The sequence below is a fragment of the Tengunoibacter tsumagoiensis genome (genome assembly GCF_003967535.1).
In the GTDB taxonomy this organism is placed as follows: domain Bacteria; phylum Chloroflexota; class Ktedonobacteria; order Ktedonobacterales; family Ktedonobacteraceae; genus Tengunoibacter; species Tengunoibacter tsumagoiensis.
Genome location: NZ_BIFR01000002.1, coordinates 141,265 through 164,591, shown reverse-complemented (window position 1 = coordinate 164,591; position 23,327 = coordinate 141,265). Strand labels below are relative to the sequence as shown.

General features: G+C 52.9%; 6 protein-coding genes. 3 read left to right on the top strand and 3 right to left on the bottom strand.

The genetic code is table 11. The features are described 5' to 3' along the window. Nucleotides 1-12 precede the first annotated feature (12 nt). Nucleotides 13-3,132: an efflux RND transporter permease subunit gene (locus tag EL628_RS21605; protein ID WP_126582088.1), complete on the top strand. Its 3,120-nt coding sequence runs from the start codon at nt 13-15 to the stop codon at nt 3,130-3,132. A 258-nt stretch (nt 3,133-3,390) separates the two neighbouring features. After that, a complete protein-coding gene (locus tag EL628_RS21600) occupies nt 3,391-3,981 on the top strand; it encodes a LuxR C-terminal-related transcriptional regulator (protein WP_126582087.1) in 591 nt (196 codons plus the stop codon). A gap of 152 nt (nt 3,982-4,133) precedes the next feature. Here the strand turns inward: EL628_RS21600 and EL628_RS21595 are convergent, their stop codons facing one another. Next, nucleotides 4,134-5,036 carry a DUF4097 family beta strand repeat-containing protein gene (locus EL628_RS21595; protein WP_126582086.1) on the bottom strand — a complete coding sequence of 301 codons (903 nt, stop codon included), beginning with the start codon at nt 5,034-5,036 and terminating at the stop codon, nt 4,134-4,136. A gap of 692 nt (nt 5,037-5,728) precedes the next feature. Between EL628_RS21595 and sbnA the strand changes: the two genes are divergently transcribed. Beyond that, entirely contained in the window at nt 5,729-6,775 is a 1,047-nt protein-coding gene (gene sbnA, locus EL628_RS21590; protein ID WP_126582085.1) for a 2,3-diaminopropionate biosynthesis protein SbnA, read from the top strand. 81 nt (nt 6,776-6,856) lie between these two features. Here the strand turns inward: sbnA and EL628_RS21585 are convergent, their stop codons facing one another. Next, nucleotides 6,857-13,411 (bottom strand): non-ribosomal peptide synthetase, encoded by a 6,555-nt coding sequence (locus tag EL628_RS21585; RefSeq protein ID WP_126582084.1) that lies wholly within the window; start codon nt 13,409-13,411, stop codon nt 6,857-6,859. Nucleotides 13,412-13,441: 30 nt separating this feature from the next. After that, a complete protein-coding gene (locus EL628_RS21580; RefSeq protein WP_126582083.1) occupies nt 13,442-23,227 on the bottom strand; it encodes a non-ribosomal peptide synthetase in 9,786 nt (3,261 codons plus the stop codon). Between the last annotated feature and the right edge of the window lie 100 nt (nt 23,228-23,327).

Sequence of the window (23,327 nt, the reverse complement as noted above, 5' to 3'; positions counted from 1 at the left end):
AGGAGTACACGCATGTCTTTCCTTTCCAGGCTCAGTCTGGCAAACAAAAGTATTGTCATTATTCTCACGCTGGCTCTTCTGGGTGTTGGCATTTATCTGATTCCGCAACTCACCCAGGAGACGCTCCCCGCAATCAATTTTCCGGTCATCTCGGTCGTTACTCCTTATATAGGAGCCTCGCCAACCACTGTTGAAAAAGATGTGACGATCCCCTTAGAGCAGAGCATTAAAGGGCTGGCCGGAGTCAAAGTGCTGAGCTCACGTACAGGTGAGGGGCTCTCAGGGATCACCTTGCAGTATGCCTATGGGACAGATATGGCTCAGGCCAAACAAGATCTGGTGGAACGCATCGATCAGGTAAAAGGGAATCTTCCCAAGGATGCCACGCCACAGGTGCAGGTCTACGATTTCAATGCTCTGACCATGATGGACCTGGCCGTCTCTGCCCCGAGCGATCAGGAGAATCTCGCCAATGATCTTCAACAAAAGATTGTGCCTGAGCTCAGAGGAATCAATGGCGTTGCCAATGTCTATGTGACTGGCCTGCGCCATCAGATCGTGGCAATCCAATTGGATAGTGCAAAGATGCAGGCCAATGGTATCTCGCTTGATCAGATCCAGGGAGCGCTACAAAACAACAATATCTCACTACCAGCTGGCTCACTGGACGAGACCAATAGCAGCTCACCAATCCGTGTGAGCAATACATTCCAATCATTGCAAGACCTTCAGAATCTGACCGTTGGACAAAAAGCATCCAGGGCATCGGATGGCAGCTCCCTTTCCGTGAAGCTCAGCGATATCGCAACGGTGACCTTGAGTGTTGAAGCCTCTACCTCCTTCACACGCACAAACAGGCAGCCAACCATTGGACTGGGAATTACCAAGACGAGCAGTGGCAATACGGTCACGATCTCGCATGATATTCGTGCAAAACTTGCCTCCATCGAGCAACAACTGGGATCAGGGGCACACGTCTGGATTGTTGACGACGAGGCTCCCGCTATTCAACAGTCAATCGATGGGCTGGTACGCGAAGGATTACTGGGAGCGGGTTTTGCCATCCTGGTCATTCTGCTCTTCTTACTTTCGTTGCGCTCAACCCTGGTGACGGCAATCTCGATTCCATTGTCGGTCATTATCGGCCTCATCGGACTGAAAGTTCAGAACTATTCACTCAATATTATGACGCTCGCGGGTCTCACCATCGCGGTTGGTCGTGTCGTAGATGATTCAATTGTTGTCCTGGAGAACATCTATCGCCACCTCAATCTGGGCGAGGAGAAAAAGAGCGCGGTCCTGGCAGGGGTTCAGGAAGTGGCAGGGGCCGTCACCTCTTCAACAATTACGACAGTGGCCGTCTTTCTTCCCATTGGCTTTGCCGGTGGCTTTGTCAGCCTGTACTTTAAGGCCTTCTCTATTACGGTGGCCGTTGCACTGCTGGCCTCCCTGCTGGTCTCGCTCACCGTCATTCCGCTTCTCTCTTACTGGTTCTTAAAGGCTGATACGCGCCAGAAACATCTCGCAGCCGATGGACACCCACGTCCCTCGTTCCTCGAAAAGGGGTATACCCCCTTATTGAAATGGGTCATCACTCATCGTATCATCACTATCGCTATCGCGGTATTGCTTCTGGGTGGCTCGGTTGCTCTGGTTACAACGCTCCCCACCAACCTGCTTGATTCCATGAACCAGAATACCTATTCCATTAATCAGAGCCTTCCTCCTGGCAGTAATCTGACAACGATCAGTGTGGCGGCAACAAAGATCGAGGATGTGCTCGCAGGAATTCCTGAAGTCAAGACCTATCAGATCTATACCCAATCGGGGAGCCAGAGCCTGAATGGCAATGGTGACGTGGTCAATACAACCTATCTCACAACTGATCCCGATGCTGATCAGGTGGCAATCAAGAAAAAATTGCAGGAGCAGTTGCAGCAGATCCAGGGAGCTGGCACAATTACGCTGGCAGGACAGGATTCACAGAATAGCACGATTCAATTTCAGGTGCAGGCACCCAATAGTACGGTACTTCAACAAGGGACCCAGATGATTCTAGCTGCCTTTAGCAATACTGCACATACAAAAAACTCAACCAGCGATCTCGCGGGGGCTGCTCCACTGATCGATATTCATGTCAATCCAGAGAAGGCCAGTCAGAATGGCCTGAGTACTGCCCAGGTTGGACAGTATATTCGTGCCATCTATACCGGTGCCACAGCTACAAAAGTAACGTTCAATGATACACAGCTGGATGTGGATCTTCAATTAGGACCCACTGCTACCACCATTGAACAGTTACGAGCGCTCCAGATTCCGAGTCCGCTGGGGAAGACGGTGGCGTTAAGCGATCTCGCCGATGTCAATCGTACGTTGGAGCCTCCCATCATCGCCCACCTGGACGGTGATCGCACCGCAACGATCAGTACTGAGGTGACCAATCAGAACGTGGGAGGAATTACTGCCGAGCTTCAGCAAAAGATCAATGCTCTGAAGCTCCCTGCCGGAGTTACTGTCAGCCAGGGAGGAGCCTCTCAGCAGATGACTGAGGCTTTTAACGATCTCTATCTGGCACTTGGGGCGGCTGTAGTGCTGGTCTTTATTGTCATGATTGCGACCTTCCGCAGTTTTGTCCAGCCGCTGATCTTACTGGTTGCGATCCCGTTCGCAGGCATCGGCTCGCTGCTCCTGATGTTTGTCACCCAGACGGCCCTGGGCTTACCCGCGATGATCGGCTTCTTAATGTTGATTGGAATCGTCGTGACAAATGCCATCGTCTTGATTGATCGCGTGAACCATTTTCGGGCCACTGGTTCTTCGGCCTATGATGCCGTGATCATGGGTGCAACCCAACGCCTGCGCCCAATCTTGATGACGGCGCTTGCCACCGTCTTTGCCCTGCTCCCAATGGCGGTTGGGCTGAGTCCATCGGGTATGTTTATCTCCAAGCCGCTCTCAATCGTCGTCATTGGCGGGCTGAGCTCATCCACATTTTTGACGCTTCTCCTCGTTCCAACTCTGTATGTCACGGTGGAGAATATCAAGGATCGGCTCGCTCGCAAGAAGGGTACGGAGGATCGGACCCCCGTGACCGCACCAGCTCCTGATGATACATTGAGTCTGGTTGGCTAAACCAGGTTGATCCAGCTAATTTCGTGACAGGATCAAAATAGTGTCGGAACCTGACTGGCCCCTCTTGTTTGAGGGGCCAGTCATTTTTATTGGGGCGTGAAGAAGAGAAAAAGTGGCCTTCTCCCTGCTCAGGAATGCGAATTCAGTGCGAACTTTTTCTGAACTTCATTTCTTTATCCTTCTACTAACAAGACCTGGTCAAATAGCCCGGTCATTCAATACAATGTCAAACACTAGAGTGAGAAGGAGCTCAAAGAAATGGGATTGCTACTCTTAATAATTGAGCCAAACGATATTGTCCGAGCTGGATTACGGAGCATTTTTGAGAATGATCCCAGCGTCTCCGCCGTCTATGAAGCGAGTATGCTCCGCGACAGTGTTGAAAAAGATGCACATACTGTGAATTTAATTATTATCAATCAATCAGTAATGACGGAACGGCTCTCCATCTATCGAGAGAAGTGTGTCGTGATCGCCAATAATCCTAATCTGGCCGATCTCAAGACAGCCTATGATACGGGCGCATTGGGCTATCTTACTCCTCATGCCTCCAGAGATCTCCTGCGCTCATCGCTTCATATCAGCAAGCAGTCGTTCTTGATTGAGCCAACACTCACGCCACTGTTGATGCGCTGCATCTTTGATAGTAAAAATTCCTATTATATCAAGGATGAGCTGTTAACTCCCCGTGAGCGCGAGATCGTTACGCTTCTGCGCTCGGGTATTGACCGTGTGAGCATCGCCAAACATTTACATATTGCCAATACCACCCTTAAAACACATATCAAAAATATCGCTCGTAAACGCGAACAGATCGAACAGACCGCTCAACTCCAGGTCTCGCATTAAAGAGCGTTGAAAAAGGAATGTCTGCTCAAGCTGGCCCCGGGGTCGCATCCATCTGATTTCCAGGAAATCGTATGAATGCAACTCCGGGGCCAGTTTGAGCAGACATTCGAAACGTGTTCGTGCACGTCTTGAGGGCGTTCTAGCCGGAGAGGCTATTGTTTATCAATAGCCATGCTCCCACTCACAGTGCTAAAGTCGATTTTAGCATGAGGATCGCTACCAACGGTCTCCGATTCAAAGGCGTTGTGCAATGAGCCTGAGGTTGTCGATGTGTGTAGCGTAAACGATGCATCTGAGGGCAAGACCAGCGCAATTGAGCCACTCACGGTATTCACCGTATAGCTTCCATCTGTGGCCAGATCACCATTAAAGGCAACGGCACCGCTGACCGATTTGATCGAGGTATCGCCCTGGAGATGGCTCTGCTCTAAATCGATGCTCCCAGAGGTCGTTGCAATATCTACTTTGCCAGTCAAGTTAGTGGCATCAATGCTTCCACTGAATGAATCAGCATGGAAGGCCCCGTGAAGATCTTGAGCGGTGATTGAGCCAGAGAAGGTATGCACCGACAACGCGGTATCAGCTGGCACCGTCACATCAAGAATAATGCCACGGGCTCCAAACATGCCCCAGCCTTCGTCAGCATGAATATCCAGATTATTCCCATTCTGGTCTACATGGACCTGCATCTCGTCAAATCTCGATCCCAGCCCATGCACATATTTTGAGCTCTTTACAACCACAGTATCACCGGTTCCCGTATGGACGGTGACTGAGCCAATCCCTCCAGAGATGGTGACAGTACTATGTCCCTGCACATGCACCGTCTGTGTTGGAAGAGTCACCTGCTCAGAATTATAGGATACCTGGGTGGCAAAGATCGCCAGTCCCACGACGATGACCAGCCCGATCACGAGCAAGGTCTGCTTGAAACGCTTCCCAGAACGCTTTTTCGGGGCTCGCTGTCGCGTCGATCCAGGTGCGTAATACTGCTGCTCACGTGGATCGTTATTCGTATTGCGTGTCTCGTTCATCGACTGCTGCTCTGAATACATTGTGTCTTTCTCGTCTTTCTTATCTATCCATCTCTTCTAATACGCATCCATTCAAGAATAGCATGCCCAAAGCCAGAAGTTCTGGAGACAGCCATGCTCCAGGGCCCTATCAGCAAACAGAATCAATCTGATCAGGCTACTCTTTCTCTCGTCTGAAAACGGAGTCTTCATGCCGGGTGGTGAACCCCCTTCATGAAGGTCTACTCATAGGATACTCGCATACTACTTCCAAAGTACGTCAAATGTGTTACAAAACTGTATGAAGCTCTCCTTCATAATCAATTCCCTGCCAGAACAATGCTTCTAAAGCTGAACGACTTCATTTCTATAAGTATATATTCTTTTTCTCCCTTCAAAAATCTCCCAATAGAGTATTTTTGCAGAGTAATTATCTCTGCTTTACAGAAGCAGATGATATGTAGATCAATACACATTGTTATGAGCGGCCCTCCTTCTTCTCAACAGCAAGAAATACTTCGTAAGAGGATAGAGCTTACCATCTGTCTGACAGTATACTTTTTGTGTATGAATGCTTTCCTTTTGTGAAACATGATATTGCCCTCTTAAAAGAGATGCAAAACAGCTCTATCCTCCTTTGAGAATAAAGGCATAGAGCTGTTTCTTTACTGGTTACACCTGTCTGCTTCTCTTCTACCTTTTGCCGTTACTTCTCTCTAGAAGGAGTATGATTCGTGAATATACTGGCACTCGCAGGGCTACCAGCGGCTCAACTAAAAGCTTTTGCCTCAACAATTGGCAATACCCCTCTTCAACCAATTGAGTATCGGGATGCTCAGTCTCAACAGCTCATCTATCTCAAGCTTGAGGGGGCCAATCCTACGGGTTCAATGAAGGATCGCACCGGCTATGCGCTCCTGGAGGATCTAGAGGATCGGGGTCTCCTTGAGCCTGGAGCAACGATTATTGAATCTACCTCTGGGAACCTGGGGGTCGCTCTCGCCTTTCAATGTAAGGCTCGTGGCTATCGCTTTATTGCGGTTGTAGATCCCAAGACAACGGTTGAAAATTGCGCCAAGATGGAGGCTTTTGGAGCTCAGATCGAACTTGTGACGCAGCCCGATCTCAATGGTGGCTACCTTCTGTCACGACTTGCTCGTATTCAGCAGCTCTGTCAGGAACACCCTTCTCTGGTCTGGACCAATCAATACCATAATACTGCCAATCCAGCCATCCATTATACACAGACTGGCCCTGAGATCTATCAACAGATGGAGCATAAGGTCGATGTTATCTTTATCTCTGTCTCTACGGGTGGCTCGCTCGCTGGTATCGGGCGCTTTTTTCGTGAGGTCAGCCCTCAGACACAGATCATTGGCGTCGATGCGTATGGATCAGTCGTCTTTGGAACGCCCTCTGCTCCACGCAAGCTTACAGGCATTGGCTCTTCTCGCCCCTCCCAATTTCTGAAGCCAGAACTATATGATACCCATCTGCTGGTCACTGATGAGGAGGCTTTCTCTTTCTGCCGCGCCCTCTCTGCTCAGACCGGGCTCATGGTTGGTGGCTCCAGTGGAGCAGTCCTGGCCGCCTGTACACGCTATCTCGCTCTTCATCCGACGCTGAAACGAGCTGTCTGCGTCTGTGCCGATCGTGGTGAAAATTATCTTTCTTCTATCTTTCATGATGAGTGGTTCCCCTCTCATAACCTTCCTTCATTTCCTCATCAACTCCGCCTGGTTGAAGTCACGCACCCTCTGTTAGACCCCATCTCCTATTAAGAACGATTCAGAACAATGAAGAGCCGCTTCAACGCAGTAGTTGAAGCGGCTCTTCATTGTTCTTATACAGATTAACTCGGATTAACGCAGGTTCTCGATCTCCTCCAGCAGTTGTTGAAGCTGCTCGTGATCAACTCGCTTGATCATTTCCTGCACAATGACCTGCATAAGATCTCCTAGAGTTACGGTATCAAAGATAGCACGAACTGCTAACTTGACCTGGAACAGCTCATTAATCTGAGCGACAAATTGTAGGGCCAGCAATGAATCTCCACCCAGACGGAAGAAATTATCCTGCATCCCAACGCGCTCTCTCCTTAATAGTCTGGCGCAAAGCCTGGCCAGCGTTATCTCTTCCTCCAGCTGAGGAGCGACAAAATTGTCTCCTTCTTCCTCTGCCTGAGCAGTTGGCAATGGCAGAGCCTTACGATCAACCTTGCCATTAGGGGTCAGCGGAAGCTCACTGAGAAAAAGCATTCGCGCCGGAACCATATATTCGGGAAGATCTTGTAAGAGCAGGCTACGCAGTTCAGCGCTGGTCGGCGCTGGCGTCTCGCTGGATGGAACAAGGTAAGCAATCAACTGCTTCTGAGCCGCAGCATTCTCCTTCATGACGACAACGCAGGCCTGAATCGCTGGATGCTTGAGTAGAGCGCCCTCAATCTCGCCTGGTTCGATCCGGAGCCCGCGCAATTTCACCTGCTGATCTAAGCGGCCCAGATACTCAATAACGCCATGATTCAGATAGCGAGCAAGGTCCCCGGTACGATAGAGACGGGCACCGGGATGATCACTATGCGGATCAGGAATAAAGCGCTCGGCTGTTAGTTCAGGCCGCTGATGATAGCCACGAGCCAGACCAATACCACCAATCAGGAGTTCGCCTGGAACCCCGACCGGCACTGGCTCCAGTTGAGGATCAAGGATATACATCTGAATATTTGCAATGGGCCGCCCGATGGGCACGATTGTCAGAGGGCTTTCACGTTGACATTCCCAGTATGTGACATCAACCGAAGCCTCGGTGGGACCATAGAGATTATGGAGCTGTGCATCCATCTGCCGGAAGAAGTGTTCTTGTAGCGAGAACGGTAGGGCCTCACCGCTACAGATGACGCGTTGTACGCTGGAACAGCGCTGTAGATCCGGGGCGGCCAGAAACAGTTGCAGCATAGAAGGGACGAAGTGAAGGGTGGTAATAGCCTGCTCAGCAATCAGGCTTACCAGGTAGTCAGTATCGCGGTGTCCTTCTGGCTGCGCCATGACGAGTGGTGCTCCCACAAGCAATGGCCAGAAGAATTCCCAGACGGAGACATCAAAGCTAAAAGGGGTCTTCTGAAGCACACGATCGGATGGTTGAAGCTGATACGCATCTTGCATCCAGAGCAGGCGATTACAGATCCCTTCATGAGAGATGATTGTTCCCTTTGGCCTCCCCGTCGAGCCGGAGGTGTAGATCATATAAGCTGCGCTGGTTGGCTGAAGCTGATGAGCCAGCGGCCCGGAACTGGCCAGGGCGATCATGGGCCAATCCCGCTCGATATCAATGCTACGAGCTGTGCTCTGAGGAGGCTGCTCATGCACCGCCTGGTGTGTCAGCAAGAGAGAGACCTGTGCATCGTGCAGCATGTACTCTAAGCGCTCTTGTGGATAGGTTGGATCAAGCGGTAGATAGGCCCCACCTGCCTTCATGATCCCGACAAGGCCAATCACCATCTCCAGCGAACGCTGCATTAAGATACCTACGGGCTGATCGATTCGCAGTCCAGCGGCCTGGAGATAGCGGGCAAGCTGGTTAGCCTTCTGATGCAGCAGACTATAGCTGATCGCGGCACCCTCGGACCAGACAGCAATTGCATCCGGGACCTGTTCGGCTTGAGTGGTCAGAAGATCAAGCAATGTGGTAGGAGGACCATACTGTCTCTCGGTCTGATTCCATTCCCAGAGGATCTGCTGACGCTCCGAGCTGGACAACAGCGTGTACTGACTTATCCGTTGCTCGGGCTGCTCAAGAATAGCCATAAGCAGCCGCTGCCAATGCTCCAGGAGACGTTGAGCAGTACGTGCCTCAAACAACGTGCTGTTATATTCAAGGGTGCAGTGTAAGCCCTCTTGACCTAGATCGCTTACGCTCAGGTTCAGCTCAAATTTGGCTGTTGTCGTCTCGTAATCCACGGGCTGGACCGTTAAGCCCTGTAATGAAGGTTGGACTGGAGGAAGATTCTGAAAGGCAAACATCACCTGAAACAGCGGCGAACGGCTCAGATCTCTCACCGGTTGCAGAGCTTCAACGAGCTTTTCAAAGGGGACATCCTGATGCGTATACGCTTCTAAAGCTCGATCGCGCACCTGTTGAAGCACTTGTGGGAAGGTCGGATCTTGCGAGAGGTCTGTTCGAAGGACAAGGGTATTGACAAAGAAGCCGATCAAGCCTTCCAGCTCTTTTCGTGTGCGGTTCGCAATCGGTGTCCCAATGGCGATATCATCCTGTCCGCTATAGCGTGCTAATAAGAGTTGGAAGCTTGCCACTAAGGTCATAAACAAAGTGACCTGGTAGCGCTGGCTGAGTGTGGAGAGACGCTGATTGATGGCCGCGGGCAACACGGCTTCTACAATGGCCCCCTCAAAGGTCTGCGCTGCCGGTCGTGGCCGATCTGTCGCCAGATTTAATGGCTCCAGGCCATGCAGACGCTGCCGCCAATAGGTCAGTTGCCGTTCCAGGACCTCTCCTTGCAGCCAGCTACGTTGCCACTGTGCAAAATCTGCATACTGAACCGGCAAGAGCGCCAGAGGGTCAGGCTGTCCATTCACACGCGCAGTATAAAGCTGACTGAGTTCGCGTAAGAGCACACCAACAGACCAGCCATCAGAGATAATATGATGCATACTGAAGACAAGCAGGTACTCATCGTCCCGCAATTGAAGCAACAGAGCTCGGAAAAGGGGCCCATCGCCTAGAGAAAAGGGACGCCGCACCTCCTGCCATAAGAGCTGGTGTGCATACGCTTCGCGCTCTAGCTCAGCCGAGGTTCGCAGATCCATAAACCGTAGTGGCAGGGGAGCAGCCGTCTGGATCAATTGATAAGGGTTGCCTCGCTCATGAGGAAAGACCGTTCGCAGACTCTCATGGCGCTCCACAAGCTGTTCAATGCACGCTTCTAATAGCCCACGCTGGAGATCACCTTGCAGGCGCAGGGCGAGGGGAATAGTATAGAGAGAGCTCTCAGGCTCTAGCTGGTCCAGAAACCAGAGCCGTTGCTGGGCAAATGAGAGCGGCAAACGCGCCTGTCGTTCAACAATGGGAATCTGTTCAAATCCTGAGCCTTGCTCACGATGCTGAAACCGTTCGATCTGTGCAGCTAATTGTCCAATGGTAGGATGCTCAAACAGATCTTTTAAAGGTAAGGTAATATGAAGGACCTCTTTGAGCCGGGAGGCGACCTGCGTCGCCAGAAGAGAGTGTCCCCCCAGTTCAAAAAAGCTTTTCCGCAGATTGATCTGCTTGCGCTCCAGCACTTGTGCCCAGATACCAATCAATAGTTCTTCGATAGCCGTTCGTGGCTGCGCGATCTCATCGTCCGGCTCTTCCTCATCCAATGACCATTGAGCCAGTTGCTGGCGATCAATCTTCCCATTGGTCGTTAAAGGCAAGGCATCTCGTATGATCAGGCGTGCAGGCACCATATACGGAGGGAGACGGTCATGTAAGAAGCGTTGTAGCTCTAGCTCAGTGAGATCATACCCCTGTTTACGCCCACCGATACCCCCAATGCCCCCAATGCCCCCAATGCCAATATAAGCAAGGAGCTGTTGCTCGCCCGCTGCGTCTTTCCGTAAGAGCAGAACACACTCCCGCACAGCAGGATGTTGTTCAAGGGTTGTTTCGATCTCACCTAGCTCAATACGATAGCCGCGAATTTTAACCTGTTGATCGGTACGGCCAAGATACTCAAGCGTGCCATCCGCTCGATAACGTCCAAGATCTCCCGTTTTGTAGAGACGCTCTCCAGCAGAGAGCCCATATGGATTGGGAATAAAGCGCTCAGCCGTTAAAGCTGGCCGCCCTAAATAGCCTCGAGCAACCCCCTCGCCTCCAATATAGAGTTCACCGATCACCCCGATTGGCACTGGCTGTAATGTCGCATCCAGGACATAATGCTGCATATTAGCAATAGTCCGTCCAATGGGAAGGTTTCCTGGCTCAACCGTGTCCGGCGTTACCTCAAAGATGCAGCTTCCAACCACCGTTTCAGTTGGACCATACTCGTTGATGAAACGTGCAGACGGTGCATATGTGAGCCATGGCTCAAGGCTCGCGCCCGTTAATGCTTCTCCTCCAATAACAAGAGTGCTTTTGATCGCGTGCATCTCTTGCGGAGAGAGCGCCGCAGTCAACAGTTTCAAGTGAGCTGGCGTGATCTTTAAGACACTGAGCTCGGGATGGGCAGCGATGGTTCTCTTGAGAGCATCAATCCCTGGCTCTTCAGGGACCAGGACGACGCTCTTTCCATGAATAAGCGGAAGATAGAGACTGGTAATCGTCAGGTCGAATGAAAGCGAGGAATGGACAGCCGATCCACTTCCACGGCTCACCTGGTAATACTGACCCGCCCAGGTCAGATAGTTCATCAATCCCCCTTGCGTGAGCATCGCCCCTTTGGGGGTCCCGGTTGTGCCTGAGGTATAAATCAAGTAGGCAAGATTATGAGGAGCCAGGGAAGTATGGAGATTATCGTCGCGCTCACGGGCAATGATCTCCCACATAGCGTCTAAGCAGAGATAGGTCGTCTGAGCCAGAGGCAAGACTGACAGGCAATTTGTCTGTGTCAGAACGATTGAGAGCTGAGCATCCTGTACCATAAACGCCAATCGAGCCTCTGGATACTCCGGGTCCAGAGGGACATACGCTCCTCCCGCTTTGAGAATCGCCAGCAGGCCAATCAACATAGCTGGCGAGCGTTTAAGGCAGACGCCAACCAGCTTCTCAGGCCCAACACCCTGACGGCGCAGATAATGGGCGAGCTGATTGGCTCGTTGATTGAGCTCCTCATATGTCACATGCTCCTGCCCAAAGATGACGGCTGTGGCTCTCGGCTGCTGACGAACCTGAGCATCAAAAGTCTCATGCAGAAAAAGGGGCGAGCGAGGAGCCAGACTGCGATTCCATCCAACGAGAATCTGTTGTCGCTCACTCTCTGAGAGGACGGAGAATTGATGAATCTTTGCCTCTGGCTGAGCGACAATCGCCTGTAGCAGTATCTGCCAATGGCTTAAAAACCGTTCAATAGTCTGCTCATCAAAGAGGGCTGTGGCGTATTCTAAGACACAGTGCAGCCCCTCAGGCGTCTCGCTAATGCTCATATTCAGATCAAACTTGGCGGTTGAGGTCTGATAGATGACTGGCTGAATGGTGAGATCTTGCATCTGCTGCCGCATCTGGGGCATGTTCTGAACAGCAAACATCACCTGGAAAAGGGGGGCGCGGCTCAGATCTCGCACTGGCTGAACGGCCTCTACAATCTTTTCAAACGGCACATCCTGATAGGTAAACGCCTCCATGGAACGCTCGCGAACCTGTTGTAGAAGTTCAAGGAAGGTTGGATCTCCCGTTAGATCGCTGCGCAGCACCAGCGTGTTCACAAAAAAGCCAATCAGGCCCTCAAGCTCCATTCGCGTGCGATTGGCAATAGGGGTGCCAACCGCAATATCCTTCTGACCACTATACCGCGCAAGCAGGAGTTGAAAGGCTGCCAGCAGGGTCATAAAGAGGGTTGTGCCGCTCTTCTGATTGAGCTGTTTGAGTTTCAGGCTGAGCTCTTGAGGCAACAGCAGATCCTGAGCAGCCCCTACAAATGACTGCAAGGGTGGACGCGGGCGATCCGTGGGCAGTTCTAACGGCGCAAGATGAGCAAGTTGCCGACGCCAGTACGCAATCTGCCGCTCCAACACCGCTCCCTGCAACCAGGATCGTTGCCATAAGGCAAAATCTGCATACTGAAGCGGCAGAGGAGGCAAAGCAGGAGGCTGCTTCTGGCAGAGCGCGGTATAAAGAAGACTGAGCTCTTGCTGCAAGATTCCAAGCGACCACCCATCAGAGATAATATGGTGCATACTCAAAACAAGCACATAGTCTTCATCCTGCAAACGGATAAGCAGCCCACGAAAGAGGGCCCCATCCTTCAGTTGGAAGGGACGCTCAATCTCATGCCGGACCATATTCTGCACATAGCCCTCGCGCTCTTGTGTTGCAAGGGACCGGAGATCAACACAGGGAAGTTTAAAGAGAACCTCTGTATGGATCTGTTGCCAGGGCTGACCATCTCGGGCTGGAAAGTTTGTGCGCAGGCTCTCATGACGTAACACTAACTGCTGCAACGCCTGCTCAAGCAGTTCACTCTGAACAGGACCAAGCAAGCGTAAGCTAATAGGAATGGTGTAGAGAGAGCTATTCGGATCTAGTTGATCCAGAAACCATTGGCGTTGCTGAGCAAAGGAGAGTGGCGGTTCTTCAGGTCGATCCTGAGCCGGAATCCGTTGCTGTACAGGTGGGGCCGCTGTCTCCAGCGGCTTTTTCTGTATCTTCTTCGTCAGGCGCTGTGCCAGTTGAGCGCGTTGGGCAAGCGTTAAATCAGCCATAATTGATCGTATCCCTTCTCTACTGTTTCTTTATCTCTCAAGGGTTGCCGCCAGCTCAGCGATCGTCTGCTTCGTCAGGACGTGGCGAATCTCTATTGGTAATCCCGCCTGATTGGCACGAGCAACGATCTGCACGCTGACAATGGAGTCGCCACCAAGGGCAAAGAAGTTATCATGAATGCCGATGCGCTGCCCACCAAACACCTGCGACCAGATGGTGACGAGAGTCTCTTCAATCGCGTTTCGTGGAGCCTCATAACGATTCTCCGCCTCCTCCCCCTGCCACTCGGGAGTTGGGAGAAGCCGCTGATCCAATTTTCCATTCACGGTCATCGGCAAGGCTTCGATAGCGATGATAGCGGACGGCACCATATACAGTGGGAGCAGCCTCTGCAACGCCTGGCGTAGCTCTACTCCATCAAGTTCCTGGCTCTGGGCCGGTACAACATAGGCAACCAGCCGCTTTTCACCTGGCCGGATCTCATGGGCGATCACCACACATTCATGGACTGCTGCTTGCTTATTTAAAGCGGCCTCGACCTCGCCCAGTTCGATACGTTGCCCGTTGATCTTCACTTGCTGGTCCAGGCGTCCCAGATACTCGATCACTCCATCAGGCCGATAACGGGCCAGATCACCGGTCTTATACAGGCGCGTGCCTGGTCGGCCCCAGGGATTGGGAATAAACCGTTCTGCGGTAATAGTTGGTCGCTTGAGATATTCACGCGCCAGACAATCGCCCGCAATATGGAGCTCACCTGGCACGCCTACGGGGACTGGCTGCAAGTAGGTGTCCAGAAGATAGATCTGCGTATTGGGCAGTGCGCGACCTAAGGGGATCATACGCTTCGCACCCTCCAACACGTGCTCGGTTACATAGACCGTCGCCTCCGTGGGGCCGTACAGGTTATGGACCTGACCAGTCATAACGCTGAGGAGATGCTCACCCAGAGAGGCTGGAAAGGCTTCGCCTCCTAATAACAGGTGCTGTAACTTTTCCAACGCTTGCTCCATCTCTGGCCAGAGCAGCAGCATCTTCATCAATGAAGGGGTGCACTGAAAATGCGTGACCTGATGCTTGAGCAGTTGGAATGGAATAGCATGGGACGGGGTCTGTGTCGTCGTCTCCTCTTCACTCGCATGGAAACTGGTCTCCTCTAACGACGGCTGAATGATAAGACGATGTCCATTGACTAACGTCCAGAAAATCTCCAGGACGGAGATATCAAAGGAGATGCTGGTCACACTAAGCCAGCTCCAGGCCTGCTCCGTCTGTAGAGAGGCGTCAATGCCTGCCAGGAAGTTGGTCATGTTGCGCTGCGTCACTACGACTCCCTTGGGCTTCCCTGTCGAACCGGAGGTGTACATCACATAAGCTGCATGTTCACCTCGCAACGGCAGGGCCAGATTGAGGCCTGGCTCTTCAGCCAGCCAATCGCGATCTCGATCCAGGCAGAGGAGCGAAAGAGCCGTCTGTGGCAGACGATCGCACAGCTCTTCCTGTGTCAGGACGATCCGAACCTGAGCATCGTCAAGGATAGCCTCGAGACGGCTCTGTGGATGAGCTGGATCTAATGGCAGATAGGCCCCGCCAGCCTTAAGAATACCAAGCAGGCCAATCACCATCTGCTCTGATCGCCTGACACAGATTCCGACCAGTGTATCAGGCTGCACCCCTTGACGATGCAACTGTGCAGCAACATGATCGGCTCGCCGGTTCAGTTCTGCATACGTAAGGTACTCCTCTTCAAAGATAAGGGCTATCGCATCTGGCTGCGCCTGTACCCTGGACTCAAAGCGGCGAACGACGGTCTCTTGCTCTTGATAAGGGGTCGTACGGGCATTCCAATCCAGGAGCATACGTTGCCGCTCGTGGGGTAAAAGGACTGCAAGCTCTGTATGAAGCTGCTCCGGATCATCCACTATCGCCTGCAAGATCTGTTTATAGTAGTGACCGAGCGTAGTGATGGCCTCTTTGTTCAATACATGCTCATCATAGCCAAGCTTTAATTGAATATGCCCGCTGCCTGGATCAACGGTAAAGTCGCTCTGGAGGGTATAGTTCGTCTCTTCGAATGCCTGGATAGGATCGAGGATCTCCATATTCTGGAAGAGATCGGCCATGGAGTGAAAGTGCATATAGTTAAAGGCTGTTTCAAACAAGGTCTTTCCACCAAGCAGCTCTTGAATCGCTGGGAGGGGATAGCGTCGAAAAGGCATGAGCTCGCGCTCGCTCTCAAACACGGTCCGAATGAGTTCCAGCCAGCTTCCAGGCGAGACACGATGCCGGAATGGAATGGTGAGGAGAAAGATTCCTCGTACATCTTCTCCACCGGTCTCTTCCAGACGACCATTGCCAACGAGCCCGGTCAGCACATCTGTTGTGCCTCCTATAATGGACATGGCCTTGATATGCGCCGCCAATAAGATGCTTTTCAGCGGGTAAGCTGATTGCCTGGACAGGCGCGTTAACCCTGCTGATAGCTCTTCTGAAAGGGGGATGTGATGATCTTTTATCGCTGGCTCCAGGTCTCGGCTGGACTCCTGGAACCTTGGGACCTGCAACAATACGCTCTCTTGCAATTTTTCGGTCCAGTAGCTCTGATGCTCTTCTGAAGCCAGAACCTCTTGTTCAAGCGCAACATAATCGCGGAAGGCAAGGGGGATCGGCTTCTGCTCTGGCTGTTGTTGCTGCAATAGAGCATTGTGCGTCTCAAAGATCTCGGCGAGATTGAGATGATAGCTCCAACCATCGAGAATTGGATGAAATTCAGTAATGGTGAGCTGGAACGTTTCATCGGTGCGCAGGAACATATGATAACGAAGCAGCGGTGGTTGAGTATAGTCGAACAGCCGATGCTTCTCCTGTTTGACAAATGCGCTGATGATCTCTTCTTGCTCCGACTTCGCATATCCTCGGAGATCTTCAACGGCAAAGGGGACTTCAACGGTCTTATATACCAGTTGCAAGGGTTCACTATAACTTCCCAGATCAAACCCTGTACGCAGGTTGGCGTGACGCTCGACCAGAAGTTGAATGGCCTGCCTCAGGAGGTCTTGATCAAGCTGACCGCGAATATGCAGGCTGATGACATTGTGGTAGATAGGATTGTCTACCGTCAGGAGAAGATGATAGAACATGCCCGATTGTGTAGCAGTCAGTGGATAGGCATCCTCTACTTCGGCTGGCAACAGCACACGATCCTCCTCGGGAATCAGTGCAAAAGGCGCTATGGGCTCAAACTGCTTTAGTAATGGCTCACCCGCTTGCAAGATCGCTGCCAGTTCGGCAATTGTTTGATACTGGAAGATATCTTGCAGGTTGCAGGTAAAGCCCCGCGCTTTTAGCTGTGCCAGGACCTGGACGCTGCGAATGGAGTCACCACCCAGCACAAAGAAGTTATCGGTAATTCCAATCACTCTCCCATTGTCTTCTGAATGTAACACGTGGGACCAGATAGCTACCAGGACCTCTTCAACCAATGTGCGGGGAGCCACATAGTCTTCAATCGGTGATGACCACTGCGGCCTGGGCAAGGCTTTGCGGTCCAGTTTTCCATTGGCTGTGATCGGGAACTGTTCCAGCACCACAAACGCCGCTGGCAGCATGTAGCTCGGCAGACTCTTCTGCAGTGCCTGTCGCCAATGGGCTCCTGTCGGAACCACGGCCCCTGGCTGCATCAACACATAAGCCACCAGGCGCTTGTCTCCTGGCTGATCCTCTCGCACCAGCACCACCGCCTCTCGCACCTCCGCCTGATCCACCAGCGCCATCTCGATCTCTCCCAGTTCGATCCGCAGTCCCCGCAGTTTGATCTGATGATCCAGCCGTCCCACATACTCAATCGTCCCCTCCTCATCCTGTCGCACCAGATCTCCCGTCCGATACAGCCGCTCCCCCTCTACGCCAAAGGGGTTCGGCACAAAGCGCTCGGCTGTCAGATCCGCTCGCTGCACATAGCCCCGAGCCAGTCCCACTCCCGCGATATACAGCTCGCCCGCCACCCCGATCGGGACTGGCTGCATCCACCCATCCAGCACATAGATTGCAATATTGGCAATCGGCGTCCCGATCGGCACACTCCTGCGCTCCGGCTCCTCTCGACACTCCCACGCCGTCACATCCACCGCTGCCTCCGTGGGTCCATACAGATTCAAGAGCCGCGCCTGCGGCAGCCGCTCCAGACAGCGCTCCTGCTGCTCCACCGTCAAAGCCTCTCCACTACAGATGATGCGCTGCACACTCGTGCACTGGCTCACCTCTGGCTCCTGAAGAAAGAGACTGAGCATGGAAGGCACAAAATGCAGCGTCGTGATCTGCTGCTCCCGCAGCGTCTGCACCAGATAGCTACTCTCCCGATGCCCTCCCGGTCGCGCCACCACCAGCGAGGCTCCTGCCAACAATGGCCAGAAGAACTCCCAGACCGAGACATCAAAGCTGTAGGGCGTCTTTTGCAAGATGCGATCCTGCTCTCCCAACTGATAGGCCTGCTGCATCCACAGCAAGCGATTGCAGATGGCGCGATGTGTGTTCATCACTCCTTTGGGTCGACCCGTCGATCCTGAGGTATAGATGATATAGGCGAGCTGATCCCCCTGCACCGGGAGCGCATCCTCCTGAGGAGCCACGCTCACAACCTGCTCCCACTGCTGATCCAACTCGAGGTATCGGACGCCTCTCGGAAGCAGGGATGCCAGGTGCGCCTGCGTCAGGACCAGTGGCATCGCCACCTCAGCAATCATCAATGCTAGCCGCTCTGTGGGAAGCTCTGGATCGAGAGGAACATAGGCTCCTCCGGCCAGCAGAATCCCCAGCAGCCCGATCACCATCTCCAGTGAGCGCTCCAGACAGAGCCCAACAGCCACATCGGGTCCCACTCCCTGCGCACGCAAAAAGGTTGCCAGGGCCCGGGCTCGCTCCTGAAGCACGCGGTAGCTCAGATGTTGCTCTTCAAAGATCAGAGCAATCCGATCAGGCGAGCGCAGAACCTGCTGCTCGATCAGCTCATGGAGCCCTGCAACGGCTGGATACTGGACCTGCGTCTGATTCCACTCCACCACCTGCCGTTGCTGTTCAGCCACCGAAAGCAAGGGCAGCCGTCCAACTGGCTGATTTGGCTGAGCCAGGATGCCCTCCCATAAGATGTGAAAATGATCTGCCAGCCGCGTAATTGTCTCTGTCTTGAAAAGATCCGTATTGTACTCCCAGATACAGGCAAGCTCCTCGCCCTGTGGATAGACCATCAGCATCAGATCAAACTTCGCGACCTCAATTTCAACTTCGAGCTGCTGCATCGCTAAAGAGGCCAATTGTATCTGCTGCTGACGCTCCTCTTGCAGCACAAACATGACCTGGAAGATGGGAGAATAACTCAGACTGCGCTCAGGTTGCAGCTCCTCGACCAGTCGTTCAAAGGGAAGCTCTTGATGAGCATAGGCCTCCAGAGCAATAGTGCGTACCCGTTGTAGCAATTCGTTAAAGCTCGGGGAGCCGGAAAGATCCGTACGAAGGGCAAGCGTGTTGACAAAAAAGCCGATTAACGCCTCGGTCTCCGTCCGTGTACGGTTCGCAATCGGCGTACCCACCACCAGATCATCCTGTCCACTATAGCGGGCCAGGAGAACATTAAAAGCAGTCAACAAAGTAATAAACAGCGTACTTTGTTGCTGACGGCTAAAGGCTTTGATCCGCTGGCTGAGAGATGGGGAGAAACGATGGACAACATGCGCTCCTCGATACTTCTGAACCAGCGGGCGAGGATGATCCAATGGTAGCTCCAGAACAGCCGGAGCCCCCGACAGATGCTGCTTCCAATAAGCTAATTGCTGTGCTTCAATCAAAGGCATCTGTGCATATTGCCAGAGAGCATAATCAGCATATTGAATCGTAAGATCGGGCAAAGGGATCTCCTGCCCACGTGCCAGCGCATCATACATGACGGCAATTTCGTTGAACAGAATATCGAGCGACCAGCCATCAGAGACGATATGGTGCATACTGATCACCAGGAGAGACTCATCAGCGTCTAATTGCAGCAAGAGCCCACGGAAGAGCGGGCCATGGGCCAGATCAAATGGCCGCAAGATCTCTTGTCGCATCAGACGCTGGGTCTGATGCTCACGCTCATCGCCTGAGAATGGCCGTAGATCAATCAGCGAAAGGGGAACATCTGGTACAACGTGAATAAACTGCTCGGGCTGCCCTTCATTGGCCGGAAAGATGGTACGGAGGCTTTCGTGCCGCTGCACAATGCTGAGAAGGGTCTGCTCCAACATGTCAAATTGCAGTTCTCCTTGCAGCTTCAAGACAAATGGAATGGTATAGAGTGCCCCATCTGGCTCAAGCTGATCCAGAAACCAGAGCCGCTTTTGCGCAAACGAAAGAGGGAGGGCAGTCTGCATCTCGGGTCGCAAAGGAATTGGCTGGTAGAGCGCGGCAGACTTTTCATGCGTCAATAGATCGATATGAGCAGCTAATTCAGCGAGAATGGGATGCTCAAAAATGGTTTTGACACTGAGATCAACCTGCCAGAATCTTCGCATTTGCGAGACGAGCTGCGTAGCTAAAAGCGAATGCCCACCCCGCTCAAAAAAGTTATCTCTTTTGTAGATACGACCAACCTGACCACTATTTAATAATTGCTCCCAGAGCGCGATGAGTAGCTCTTCAGTTGCAGTCAAAAGCTCTGGTAGGGCGGCAGATTCTGACGTTTCAGAAAAACCATATGATGGCACTGGCAAGGCTTTGCGGTCCAGTTTTCCATTGGCTGTGATCGGGAACTGTTCCAGCACCACAAACGCCGCTGGTAGCATGTAGCTCGGCAGACTCTTCTGCAGCGCCTGTCTCCACTGGGCTCCGGTCGGAACCACGGCCCCTGGCCGCATCAACACATAGGCCACCAGGCGCTTGTCTCCTGGCTGATCCTCTCGCACCAGCACCACCGCCTCTCGCACCTCCGCCTGCTCCACCAGCGCCATCTCGATCTCTCCCAGTTCGATCCGCAGTCCCCGCAGTTTGATCTGATGATCCAACCGTCCCACATACTCAATCGTCCCCTCCTCATCCTGCCGCACCAGATCTCCCGTCCGATACAACCGCTCACCCTCTGCTCCAAAGGGGTTCGGCACAAAGCGCTCCGCCGTCAGATCCGCTCGCTGCACATAGCCCCGAGCCAGTCCCACTCCCGCGATATACAGCTCGCCCGCCACCCCGATCGGGACCGGCTGCATCCACCCATCCAGCACATAGATCGCAATATTAGCAATCGGCGTGCCGATCGGCACACTCCTACGCTCCGGCTCCTCTCGACACTCCCATGCCGTCACATCCACCGCTGCCTCTGTAGGTCCATACAGATTCAAGAGCCGCGCCTGTGGCAACCGCTCCAGACAGCGCTCCTGCTGCTCCACCGTCAAAGCCTCTCCACTACAGATGATGCGCTGCACACTCGTGCACTGGCTCACCTCCGGCTCCTGAAGAAAGAGACTGAGCATAGAAGGCACAAAATGCAGCGTCGTGATCTGCTGCTCCCGCAGCGTCTGCACCAGATAGCTGCTCTCCCGATGCCCTCCCGGTCGCGCCACCACCAGCGAGGCTCCTGTCAACAATGGCCAGAAGAACTCCCAGACCGAGACATCAAAGCTGTAGGGCGTCTTTTGCAAGATGCGATCCTGCTCCGTCAACCGATAGGCCTGCTGCATCCACAGCAAGCGATTGCAGATGGCGCGATGTGTGTTCATCACCCCTTTGGGTCGACCCGTCGAGCCCGAGGTATAGATGATATAGGCGAGCTGATCCCCCTGCACCGGGAGCGCATCCTCCTGAGGAGCCACGCTCTCGACCTGCTCCCACTGCTGATCCAGCTCAAGGTGTCGGACGCCTGTGGGAAGCAGGGATGCCAGGTGCGCCTGCGTCAGGACCAGCGGCATCGCCACCTCAGCAATCATCAACGCCAGCCGCTCCGTGGGAAGCTCTGGATCGAGAGGGACATAGGCTCCTCCGGCCAGCAGAATCCCCAGCAGGCCGATCACCATCTCCAGCGAGCGCTCCAGACAGAGCCCAACGGCCACATCGGGTCCCACTCCCTGCGCACGCAAAAAGGTTGCCAGGGCCCGGGCTCGATCCTGAAGCACACGGTAGCTCAGATGTTGCTCTTCAAAGATCAGAGCAATCCGATCAGGCGAGCGCAGAACCTGCTGCTCGATCAGCTCATGGAGCCCCGCAACGGCTGGATACTGGACCTGCGTCTGATTCCACTCCACCACCTGCCGTTGCTGTTCAGCCACCGAGAGCAACGGCAGCCGTCCAACTGGCTGATTCGGCTGAGCAACAATCCCCTCTAACAAACAGTGAAAATGGTCTGCCATGCGCGTAATCGTCGAAGCCTTAAACAGATCCGTATTGTACTCCCAGACACAGATCAGCTCTTGAGCTCGTTCATAGATCATCAACGTCAGATCAAACTTCGCACTATCCGTCTCTACTTCCTGGAAGCGCATCGTGAGATGGGAGCTACGTTTCTCTTCAGCGCGCATATCCTGGTGCACAAATAGAACCTGGAAGATCGGAGAATAGCTCAAACTTCGCTCAGGCTGTAGATCCTCGACCAGCCGCTCAAAAGGAATCTCCTGATGGGCATAGGCCTCCAAAGCCCGCTCACGCACCTGCTGAAGCAGCGAAACAAAGCTCGGATCGCCAGACAGATCTGTGCGTAAGGCCAGCGTATTCACAAAAAATCCGATCAGGTGCTCAAGCTCGCCCTGGGTCCGATTTGCAATTGGCGTACCCACCACCAGATCATGCTGTCCGCTATAGCGGCCAAGCAAAACATTAAATGCCGCAAACAGCGTAATAAAAGTAGTACTCTGATGCTGATAACCAAGCCTCTTAATCTCCTCACTTAGAGCCGCTGGCAGCGTATAGACAAGGTGTGAACCCCGATAATTGCGAGCAGAGGGGCGAGCAGCATCAAACGGCAATTCTAATAAAGTTGGAATACCCGCAAGACGCTGTCTCCAGTATGGCAACTGTTCAGCCTCAATGCGAGGCAGTTGCTCACGCTGCCACAACGTATAATCCGCATACTGAATACGCAATGGAGGCAGAGGAGAAGCCTTCCCAGCCATAAACGCTTCATAGACAATCGCCAATTCATTAAGGAAGACGTCGGTAGACCAGGCATCGAAAATACTATGATGCACCACGAGAAAGAGGATCGCCTCCTGGTGAGCAAGCTTTAAAAACGAGGCTCGTAACAGCGGCCCTTCGGCTAAGCGGAAAGGGACGCGAGCCTCCTGTTGCATCCAGAGTCGTAGCTTCTCTGTACGCTCAGCCTCAGAAAAGTGCCTGAAATCGACTGAACGCAACGGAACAGAGACGGCTGCAGAAATATGCTGAACCGGCTGATCCTGTTCAAATAAAAACGTCGTACGTAGAATTTCATGTCGCTGCACAATCTCCGTCAGGCTCCGCTCCAGCACAGCAACATCAACCAGACCAGTAAGCGTCACCTGCAAAGGAATAGTATAGACAGAGGAGTCTGGCTCCAATTGATCAAGGAACCACAACCGTTGCTGAGGTAAAGACAGAGGAATCAGCCCTTCACGGCTAAAGGGCGACAAAGAGCCTGGCCTATACTGCTGCTCTTCGGCAAGATTGGGCAACCACGTTAATAGCTCTGTTTTACGCTCAAGCAGCTGCGTCTTGAGCGCCGTTGTCAATGCCCCTTTGGGAGCGCTGAAACGGAGCTGCTCACCCTCACGCCACAAGCGAATATCCAACCTTTGAAGGTACGAAACAAATTCAAATGTCGTCATAGATGATCCTTTTTCCTCAACTAATCAGCGCAATTGGCAATAGAAAGAGAGGGACAATACTGTCCCTCTCATAAACAATGGGCCATACATGGTGAGAAGC